This window comes from Nocardioides sp. 31GB23 (assembly GCF_040012395.1).
GTDB classification, from domain to species: domain Bacteria; phylum Actinomycetota; class Actinomycetes; order Propionibacteriales; family Nocardioidaceae; genus Nocardioides; species Nocardioides salarius.
Map to the genome: position 1 here is coordinate 42,677 of NZ_JBDYKJ010000031.1, position 9,352 is coordinate 52,028.

At 73.1% G+C, this 9,352-nt stretch carries 10 protein-coding genes; 4 read left to right on the forward strand and 6 right to left on the reverse strand.

Going from position 1 to position 9,352, the window contains the following annotated elements:
• Positions 1-163: 163 nt before the first annotated feature.
• The 4 genes from ABKW28_RS11730 to ABKW28_RS11745 all read right to left on the reverse strand — a co-directional run bounded on the left by ABKW28_RS11730 (position 164) and on the right by ABKW28_RS11745 (position 1,436).
• Positions 164-511 carry a hypothetical protein gene (locus ABKW28_RS11730; RefSeq protein WP_348609659.1) on the reverse strand — a complete coding sequence of 116 codons (348 nt, stop codon included), beginning with the start codon at positions 509-511 and terminating at the stop codon, positions 164-166.
• Positions 511-717, reverse strand: a complete 207-nt coding sequence (locus tag ABKW28_RS11735) for a hypothetical protein (RefSeq protein ID WP_348609662.1) — start codon at positions 715-717, stop codon at positions 511-513. Before ABKW28_RS11735 ends, ABKW28_RS11730 begins: the two co-directional genes overlap by 1 nt.
• Positions 714-998 carry a hypothetical protein gene (locus tag ABKW28_RS11740; RefSeq protein ID WP_348609665.1) on the reverse strand — a complete coding sequence of 95 codons (285 nt, stop codon included), beginning with the start codon at positions 996-998 and terminating at the stop codon, positions 714-716. The genes ABKW28_RS11735 and ABKW28_RS11740 overlap by 4 nt, the downstream gene beginning before the upstream one ends.
• Before the next feature lie 231 nt (positions 999-1,229).
• Positions 1,230-1,436 (reverse strand): hypothetical protein, encoded by a 207-nt coding sequence (locus ABKW28_RS11745; protein ID WP_348609668.1) that lies wholly within the window; start codon positions 1,434-1,436, stop codon positions 1,230-1,232.
• Positions 1,437-1,558: 122 nt separating this feature from the next.
• Here ABKW28_RS11745 and ABKW28_RS11750 point away from each other — a divergent pair, with 122 nt between their 5' ends.
• Positions 1,559-3,475 (forward strand): alpha/beta fold hydrolase, encoded by a 1,917-nt coding sequence (locus ABKW28_RS11750; RefSeq protein WP_348609671.1) that lies wholly within the window; start codon positions 1,559-1,561, stop codon positions 3,473-3,475.
• On the opposite strand, the gene ABKW28_RS11755 is transcribed toward ABKW28_RS11750, so the two are convergent.
• Positions 3,472-4,296 carry an alpha/beta hydrolase gene (locus ABKW28_RS11755; protein WP_348609674.1) on the reverse strand — a complete coding sequence of 275 codons (825 nt, stop codon included), beginning with the start codon at positions 4,294-4,296 and terminating at the stop codon, positions 3,472-3,474. The genes ABKW28_RS11750 and ABKW28_RS11755 overlap by 4 nt on opposite strands.
• Positions 4,297-4,395: 99 nt before the next feature.
• On the opposite strand from ABKW28_RS11755, the gene ABKW28_RS11760 reads away from it, so the two are divergent.
• On the forward strand, positions 4,396-5,148 hold the full coding sequence (locus ABKW28_RS11760) for a hypothetical protein (protein ID WP_348609677.1): 753 nt from the start codon (positions 4,396-4,398) through the stop codon (positions 5,146-5,148).
• Positions 5,149-5,233: 85 nt separating this feature from the next.
• A complete protein-coding gene (locus tag ABKW28_RS11765; RefSeq protein WP_348609680.1) occupies positions 5,234-6,484 on the forward strand; it encodes a DUF222 domain-containing protein in 1,251 nt (416 codons plus the stop codon).
• A 26-nt stretch (positions 6,485-6,510) separates the two neighbouring features.
• Here ABKW28_RS11765 and ABKW28_RS11770 read toward each other — a convergent pair whose 3' ends face one another.
• Positions 6,511-8,478: a fatty acid desaturase gene (locus ABKW28_RS11770; RefSeq protein ID WP_348609703.1), complete on the reverse strand. Its 1,968-nt coding sequence runs from the start codon at positions 8,476-8,478 to the stop codon at positions 6,511-6,513.
• Between the two features lie 109 nt (positions 8,479-8,587).
• Between ABKW28_RS11770 and ABKW28_RS11775 the strand changes: the two genes are divergently transcribed.
• Positions 8,588-9,070: an SRPBCC family protein gene (locus tag ABKW28_RS11775; RefSeq protein ID WP_348609706.1), complete on the forward strand. Its 483-nt coding sequence runs from the start codon at positions 8,588-8,590 to the stop codon at positions 9,068-9,070.
• The last annotated feature ends 282 nt before the right edge of the window (positions 9,071-9,352 follow it).

A 9,352-nucleotide genomic window follows, 5' to 3' on the forward strand; every position in this document is an offset into this window, starting at 1 on the left:
AGTCGTGCACCTCACAGGTCGCGCGAGCCGGCTTCCCCACCGTCTCGTGCTGCAGCTGCTCCGTGTTGGTCCTATCGTTCGTCATGGATCTGATCCCTTCTATCCAGGGTTCTGGTTCGTGGCCTCGGCTGGTGTTCCCGCACCGGCCGGGGCCGTCTTGCTGTCAGATGCCGTCGCCGTCGACGGACTTCGCCCGTCCACCACCTCCCTTCTGCTTCGCTCGCCGCGACTGCGCGGACCTCAACGCCAACCGCTGGTAGTGCGCACGGCGAGCGCTCTCGACTCGGATCGCCCGCTCGGCCGCCGGGAGCCGACGCTCCGGGTCGACCTGGTCCTCGAACTTCCGATACATCCCGTCCCGCGCCGCCTGCGTCGCAGCCGACCGGTCCGTGGTGTTCGCCCACCGCGTCTGCGCCGCGATCTTCGCGATCTGCCTCCGATCGGTAGCGGCCACAGGCTCGTGCGCCGGCGGGGCGTCGTCCGCGGGGGACGTGCCCTCGGGTGCGCTCATCACGCACCGCCCTTCGGCGGAAGATCGCGCTGGACGCGGATCAAGTCCTCGAGCTCGTCGACGCTGCGGCGGCAGGTCGGCGTCCACGCCGCCTCGGCCTGCTCGCGCGGAGTCATCTGCGCGATGGCCTCGTCGGAAGCGGCGAGGACCGCACCCGCGGCCTCGATGCACTCCTGCTCGGTGGGTCGTCTCGTCTGCTCGCTCATGCCCGCACGGTCCCATCGGCCGGGGACACCCGGCGCCGATCGCGGGCCCGGACACCGTCGAGGGCAGCGTGCACGAACGAGGTGACTCCGTCGACGCTGCCACGGTCGATGCCGTGGTGCGCGGCGACGGCGTACAGCTCGAGCGCCAGGGCCACGGAAGCGTCGACCTGCGTCAGCGGCATGGGCGTGGTGGCGTACGACGCCGAGCGCCGCACCGCGGCCTCGATGGCGTCACGGTCGTCGGCGGTCAGGGCGTGGCGGTGACCGGGGGAGTGGAGCATGGCGAGGTCCTCTCGTGCGTGCACTTGTGTGTGCACACCGCTTGGCATGAGGCGAAACGGAACGTCATCGGGACCGGCCGGGCTGGCGATGCTTGCGCCTGAGCGACACCCATCGACACCAGCCGAGACAGAGCGTCACGGGGGGCCGATCCCTGGGGGTCAAGGGGTCGCAGGTTCAAATCCTGTCAGCCCGACCGGACTCGGACCGCCCCTGATCTGCGACTGCGCAGATCAGGGGCGGTCCTGTCGTTGGCGGGCCTCCGCACCGCTCGCTCGCACGCGCGGCTCCTCGGTCAGCTTCGAGGCGGGCAGCAGGAAGCAGTGGCGCTGCAGGCACTGGATCCTGACGTGCTCGACCGGCCCGTCCGTCGACTCGACACGGTCTCGCCAGAGCACCTCGGCGATCGATGCGCACTCGGGACACAGGGTCAGGTCCATGGCGGGCTCCTCCGGGTTCGGCGCGGCGTTCACCCGGGAGGCGCGACCCGGCCGGTCGCACCGCGACGGGTACCGTCGCGTGCCCGTGCGTGGCACGATGCTGTCGGAGACTGCCGATGCGAATGCCGGAGACGCGCTACGTCCGGGCCGGGGACGCCGAGATCGCCTACCAGACGATCGGGTCCGGTCCGGTGGACCTGGTGTGGGCGTACGGCATGCTGACGCACCTCGAGGTCAAGTGGGAGGAGCCGTCGCTCGCGGCGATGCTCCGAGAGCTCTCCCGCTTCAGCCGGCTGATCCTCTTCGACCGGCGCGGGTGCGGCCTCTCCGACCGCGGCGACCGCCACCTGTCGCCCACGCTCGAGGAGCGGGTCGAGGACGTCGTCGCGGTGCTCGACGCGGTCGGTTCGCAGCAGGCCTCCTTCTTCGGCGTGTCCGAGGGCTGTGGCCTGGCGGCGCTCTTCGCCTCCATGCACCCCGAGCGGACCCACCGGCTGGTGCTGTACGGCGGCATCTCGCGCCTGCTCCGGGACGCCGAGCACCCCTGGGGGGTCATGGACGCCGCGGCGTACGACGCCGCCTTCGCGCCGGTGTTCCGCCAGTGGGGCACCCTGGAGGGCGCCGCGGCGATGGTAGGTCTGGTCGCCCCCTCCGCCGCCGGGGACCGCGACTACCTCGCTTGGTTCGCCCGGCAGCAGCGGCTCTCGTTGAGCCGCGACGCGGTGGTGCGCTTCATGGCGACGGTGGTCGCCTACGACCTGGACGCGGTCTTCCCATCGGTCCACGTGCCCACCCTGGTCCTGCACCGGTCCGGCGACACGGTGGTGCCGCTCAGCAGCCCCCGACGACTGGCGTCCAGGATCCCGGGCGCCCGCCTGGTCGAGCTGCCCGGGACCGACCACCTTCCCTACGTCGGTGACTCCGCCTCCGTGGTCGAGGCCGTGCGGGCGTTCCTCGGCGCGGCCATCGCGCGTGCACCCGCGAGCAGCAGGTTGGTGACTCTGCTCGTCACCGACGCGCGCACGCCGGCGGCCGTCGCCCTCGTGCGTCGCCACGTGCGGCGCATGGACGGGGCAGAGGTGACCAGCCCGTCGGGCGAGGAGCTGGTGTGGTTCGACTCGGCGACGCGTGCCCTGCGGTGTGCGATGGGTGCGCTGCGGGCGGCCCACGCCCAGGGGATCGAGCTGCGCGCCGTGGTGCACGCCGGTGAGTGCGAGGTCGGTCGGGGCAGCGTCGACGGAGCACCTGTCGTCGTCCCCACCGCCCTGCTGCGGCAGGCACCGGCGGGTCGGGTCCTGGCCACCGCCACCGTGCGCGACATCGTGCCGGGCTCGGACATCACCCTGACCGACCCGTGGCGCGTCCGACTGCCAGGCACGGGCGGGGTGCTCACGGTGACGACGGCGGCGGCCGGCGAGACCCTCTCGGCGGGCGGTGTGGGCGGCGGCGGCGGTCATGGTGGCGGTGCGGAGCGGGTCTTCCGCAAGGACGGTGAGTACTGGACCCTCGCCTTCGAGGGGCGGACGGTGCGGCTGCGAGACAGCAAGGGCATGGCCGACCTGATGACGCTGCTCGCTGCGCCCGGCCGCGAGCGCCACGTCCTCGATCTCGTCGCCGGGACGCCCGGCACGTCTGCGGTGCACGCCGCGCTGCACCGGTCGGCGCCGCAGCCGGTCATCGACGCGCAGGCCCGCGGCCGCTACCGCCAGCGGCTCGCCGAGGTGGACGAGGCCCTGGGCGGCAGCGACGTCGACACCGTCGTGAGCGCGCGCCTCCTCGAGGAGAAGGACTGGCTGCTGCGCGAGCTCACGGCGGCCTACGGCCTGGGAGATCGGGCACGAGCGGTGCCCGACGAGGTCGAACGGGCTCGCAAGGCCGTCTACCGCCGGGTCGCCGACGCCCTTCGCCGGGTGGAGCAGGCCCACCCCGGGCTCGGGCGTCACCTGCGGTGCTCGGTGCACACCGGCGTCTACTGCAGCTACGACCCGGAACGAGATCTCGCCTGGACCACAGGTCGCCAGGATCCGCAGACCGACTAGTCGGGGAGGGCGGCTCCCGGGTGGTCACGGAGGTGTCGCAGCAGGACCCCGGCGAGCTGCGGAGCGTGGGTGCTCGCGACCGTGTGGTCGGCCCCGTCGACGAGCACCTCGGTCGCGTGCGGCAGCAGCCGGACCAGCCGACGCCGCATCTCGCTGAACCACGGCGCGGTCCGGCCGCCGCCGACGAGAAGGACCGGGCACCGGATGGCCCGGGCCTCCTCCGCGCCGAACCGCCAGGACCGCAGGGCAGGGAGGTCCCAGGCGAAGAAGGTCGCGGCGTCGCGCTCCATACGTCGAACCGAGTCGGGGGCGCCGAGGTCGCGCCAGCTCTCGCCGACCAGCACGGTCATGAAGTCGTCGAGCGCCACGCCCGCACCGGCGGTCTCGAACTTCTCCACCAGCGTCGAGCAGGCACGGCGGAAGTCCACCCCTCCTGGGGTGCCCGTCGGCGGTGGCTCGACCACGCTCAAGGAGTGCACCAGCTCCGGATCGGTGTGGGCCAGGCGCAGCGCGACCGCCGCGCTGTAGCTGACGCCCACCACGTGTGCCGGGGCAACACCCATCGCGCGGACGACCTCGGCCGCGTCGGCGGCATCGCGGGCCAGGGACGGACGCCCACGCGGCGCACTGCTGCCGGCGTAGCCCCGCCGGTGGTACTGCAGGACCCGGTGGCGGCCGGGGGTGGCCAGGTGGCGGCCGAGGGGTCGCAGCTCGTCGGCATCGAGGGCGGTCTGGAGCACGACCACGGGCTCCCCGCGGCCGGAGACCTCGACCTCGAGCTGCCCCTGGGGCACGTCGAGGAGCTGCCAGCGACCCTCCACCCGTCGAGGATCCCGCTGCGCGGCGCCGTGCGCAACGGGGCGGCGCGCGGGCTTCACACGGGTAGGGTCCGGGTCCTGCCACCCGCCCAGGAGCCCTCCATGCCCGCCCAGCCCGACAGTGCCCCCCACGTCGACAGCGTCCCCGAGACCTTCGACGAGGCGGTCGCGCGCCACATCGCGCTCTTCCGTCCCCGGCCGGAGTCCTGGTCGACCACCGTGCCCAGCCCCACTGTCGACCAGCGCGGTCTCGACGCGCGCCAGCGCACGGAGGCGGTGATGAAGGTCGGGTTCCTGTGTTCCGCCTTCACACCTGCCTTCGTGCTCGTGCCCTACTCGGGCGTCCCCGTGCTGGCTGCCTGGGTGCTGGCCGGGCTCTGGTTCTTCGTGTGCTTCGTCGTCCCCGCCTTCACGGTCACGTCCGCGGATGCCGAGCCGTCGTGGGTCGATGTGCCCGACGACGCGGCCAGAGCGCACGAGGCCTTCCCGGGCGCCCTGGCCCGGCTGCGCGCCGGTGACGCTGCCCCCGACGTCATCGCGGCCGTCGAGGCCCAGCGACCGGTGCTCGACGCGAGCCTGGTGCACCTGGGTCGCCTGCGCGCCGACAACGACCCCGGCTCACGACTGAGCGTCGCGCTGCGCGACCGGATCGTCACCATCGTCGCCCAGGTCCAGGCGCTGGTCGACCTGGACACCCGTCGCCACGACCTGGCACATGCGGCCCTGCTCGTGGAGGGCCTGCCCGATCCGACGGCCGCGCGTCTCGCCGAGGCGGCGCAGTCGATCGTGGACGAGACGCGCATCATCGAGAGCACGTTGGCCGCCCGAGCCGGCGACAGCAGAGGGCGGTCCTGACAGACGGCGTGACGGGTCGGGAGGACGGGCGCCGGGCCGGGCACGTCCGGCGTCGTTGTCGGTGGTCGTCTCTAGGGTCGAAGACATGACCACCAGCGACGAGCTGCCCGCCACGGCGGGCGAGTGTGTCGCGATGCTGGAGGAGCTCGAGGCGCTGAAGTCCCACCTGGCTGCGCGCCAGGCCAGACTCGCCGCTCGTCTCGAGGACCTCCAGGCCGACGCCTCGGCCCGCTCGGTCGGCGCCCAGGTCGCGCTCGCTCGCCACGAGTCACCCCACCGCGGTGCCCGGCTGCTGGCGATGGCCTGCACCCTGGTCGACGACCTGCCCCACGTGCTGGCGGCCCTCGACGACGGGCTGATCAACGAGCACCGCGCCGAGATCCTCGCCAGCGAGGCCGAGCACGTCCACTCCGCGCTGCGCCCGGACTACGACACCGCCCTGGGCGAGCTGCTGGGCACCGGTGCACCGCTGGGCGACCGGGCGCTGCGCCTGGCCGCGCAGCGCATCGCGATGCGCCTCGACGACCAGGCCGCTGCCCGACGTCGCGAGCGCGCGCACCGCAATCGCCGCGTCACCTCCTGGCGCCGCGAGGACGGCACCACCCAGATCACCGCGGTCGTCTCCGACGTCCACGCCGCCGCGATCATGCAGTCCCTGCACCAACGCGCCGAGGCACTCAAGACCCAGCCCGACGAGGACCGCTCCCACTCCCAGATCGTGGCCGACCTGTTCGTCTCCCGCCTCACCGGCCAGATCACCGCCACCCACACCCCCGTCGCGCTCAACATCGTGATCTCCGCCGAAGCGCTGCTCGGCGACGGTGACGAGCCCGCGGAGGTCGTGCCCATCTACGGCGGCGCCGGCGGACCCATCCCCGCCTCCGTGGCCCGCAAGCTCGTCTGCAGCGCCCCCGAGATGGGCACCCGCGTCCGGCGCCTGTTCGCCGACACCGACCAGCTCGTCGCCATGGAATCGACCTCGCGGACCTTCGACGGGCTGCTGCGCCAGTTCATCACCCTGCGCGACCGGACCTGTCGCACTCCCTGGTGCAACGCCCCCATCCGCCAGCACGACCACATCACCCCCGACCACCAAGGCGGCCCCACCAGCATCCCCAACGGCCAAGGCCTGTGCACCGCGTGCAACCAGCTCAAGGAAGAACCCGGCTGGCACCACCGCGTCCTGCACCACTACGACCTCGACCCCCACGACGTCGAGATCACCTCACCCGCCGGCCAGACCGTCCACTCCCGCGCCCCCGACCCACCCGGCCTCATCCCACCCGAACCCACCTGGACCGAGGAATCACCCGGCCACTGGGTGCTCAGCGCCTGATCCGGCTGCTGGAGTCGGCGCGGACGTCAGGCGTCGTAGTCGACCCGCAGCTCCTCGCTGACCGGGTGCGCCTGGCAGGTGAGCACGTAGCCCTCGGAGCGCTCGGCCTCGTCGAGCGCGTGGTCCTGGTCCATCACCGCGCGGCCGAGCAGCACCTTGGCCCGACAGGTGCCGCAGGCCCCGCCGGCGCAGGAGTACGGCGCGTCGACACCCTGCCGCAGCGCGGCGTCGAGCACGGTCTCGCCCGTCGAGCGCAGCTCGAACGTGGTCTCGCGGCCGCCGAGGGCGACCGTCACCCGGCTCTCCACGTCGAGCGCGACCGAGGTCGCCGCGTCCTCGGTGTGGAAGACCTCCGCCAGGACGTGCTGGCCGCGCTCGGCCAGGGTCTCGCGCAGGTCGTCCACGAGCTGCTCGGGGCCGCACAGGAACCAGGTGTCCACCTCGTGCGCGACGAGGGTGTCGACCAGGTCGGCGTCGACCCGGCCGGCCAGTGCGGCCGAAGGCTCGCGCGACAGCACGTGGTGCACCTCGAGCCGGCCCCCGAACCTGGCGACCATGGCCTCGAGGTCGTCGCGCAGCATCGTCGACGCGACGCTGCGGTTGCCGTAGACCAGCGTGGCCCGGCTGTCGGGCTCGGCCTCGAGCGTGGCGTCGAGGATCGAGAGCACGGGGGTGATGCCCGAGCCGGCCGCGACGGCGGCGTACGAGCGCGCGGCGCCGGGCGACACGTCGTGGCCGAAGCGACCGGCCGGCGTCATCACGTCGAGGATGTCGTCGGCCTCGAGACGCTCCTGGGCGTAGCCCGAGAAGACCCCGCCCTCGACCCGCTTGACCGCGACCCGCAGCGTGCCCTCTTCACGCGGTGGCAGCAGAGAGTAGGAGCGTCGCACGTCGTCGCCGCCGAGGACCGCACGCAGCGTCACGTGCTGGCCCGCGCGGTGTCGGTATGCCGGGGCCAGGTCGGCGGGCACCGTGAACGTCACCACCGTGCTGTCGGCGGTCAGCGGCTCGACCGAGGCGACCCGCAACGGGTGGAAGGTCGCACGCCCCGGCTTCGGCGCCGCCTCGGCGAGGTCATCGGTCAGGCGCCGCCAGGTGCGGTACTCCGCCGGGGTGAGCGAGCGCCCGAAGACGGTCGAGATCGCCGCGTTGCGGTCGAGGTAGGCCTGCTCGTTGCGGCGCCACGCGCGCACGTAGCGGTAGAAGGGCACGCTGGGGTGCAGGTGGTGCACCAGGTGGTAGTTCTGGTAGACGAACAGCGGCGTGGCCCACCACTCGCCGCCGACCCGGAGCCGCGTCGCGCGGTACTTGTCCTGGCGGCCGGTGAAGGGCAGCCCGTGGTGCGGCAGGTAGTCGAACCACCAGGCGAGCACCACCAGTCCGAGCCGCTGGGGCAGCAGGAAGGCCACGACGAGGGCGGTGCCGTGGCCGGCGGCCACGAGCGCCACGGTGCCGGCGACCACCACGGCGGCCGCCACCGCCGTCGCGACCACCTCGCCGACGGGGCGCTGCCGGACGCGGCGCGCGTAGAAGACGACGTACCAGGCGTCGAGGGTCGCCCAGCGGAAGGGCAGCTGCCACCAGGGGCCCTCGCTGGTCCAGGCGTCGGGATCCACCGACTTCTGCTCGTTGGTGTTGCGGTGGTGCTCGATGTGGATGAAGCGGAACATCCCGTAGCCGGCGTACGGCGCGACCAGCGGCACGGACAGGTGGCCCATCAGGTCGTTGAGCCGGCTGTCGGTGCTGACCGCGTGGTGGGTGGCCTCGTGCAGCACGCTGAACATCAAGAACGTGACGGCCGCGCCCATCGGCACCGTCGCCCACGGTGACCAGCCGGCCCCGAGCACCCCGTAGAGCTCGAGCGCGAACAGCGCCGCGGCGCCGACGTACAACCCGGTCGTCGGCCAGGCGACGGGGGGCACCCGCTCGCCGGGGTCGGGCAGGCCCAGCGCCGGTGTCGTCGGCGGAGTGGCGGTGGGGAGGGTCTGCGTCATCGGGGGTCCTTCGGTGGGGGATGGACTCAGGGTTTACAGAAACGACCAAGATGTCAAGAGACGCGGGCGGGTGGCGACAGCGGGCGCCCGGGCTGTGAAGGTGGGGGGCATGGAGCAGCCCACGCCCCGCAGCCACGAGGAGTCCGTCCGGATCGAGGCCAGGCCGGAGGCGGTCTACGACCTCGTCTCCGACATCACGCGCACGGGGGAGTGGAGCCCGGTGTGCACGGCCTGCTGGTGGGACGACGAGAGCCGGGCGGGCCAGGTGGGTGCCTGGTTCACCGGTCGCAACCAGACCCCGGTGCGCACGTGGGAGACCCGGTCGGTGGTGGTGGCGGCCGAGCGCGGCCGCGAGTTCGCCTGGGTGGTCGGCGACGGCTTCGTGCGCTGGGGCTTCCGGCTCGCGCCCGACGGCGACGGCACCACGCTCACCGAGTCGTGGGAGTTCCTGCCGGCCGGGATCGCGATGTTCGAGGCGAAGTTCGGCGAGCAGGCGCCCGAGCAGGTGGCCGACCGCACCGAGCAGGCCCTCGACGGCATCCCGCGCACCCTCGCCGCCGTCAAGCGGATCGCGGAGGCGCGGGTCGGCTGACGGTCCGAGCGGCGTGGACCCGGATGTGTCGCCGCACACGTCCGGGGTCCGGCGGGAATGAACCCCTGGGGGCGCAGGTTGGCCCCCGCGTGCGAGGACCGGTGACCGAGGGTGAGCTGCTGACGCGGCGCATCGTCATCGACCTCCAGCGGCGCCAGTGCGCCGATTGTCGCAGCTGACTGAGCCCCTTCATCCCTCCTCGGTCCCCGAGCCGACGGCGTACGCCGTGCGGCCGCTGCGAAAGGCACCACCCGTGAGCTCCACCCTGCCCGCTCCCACCCC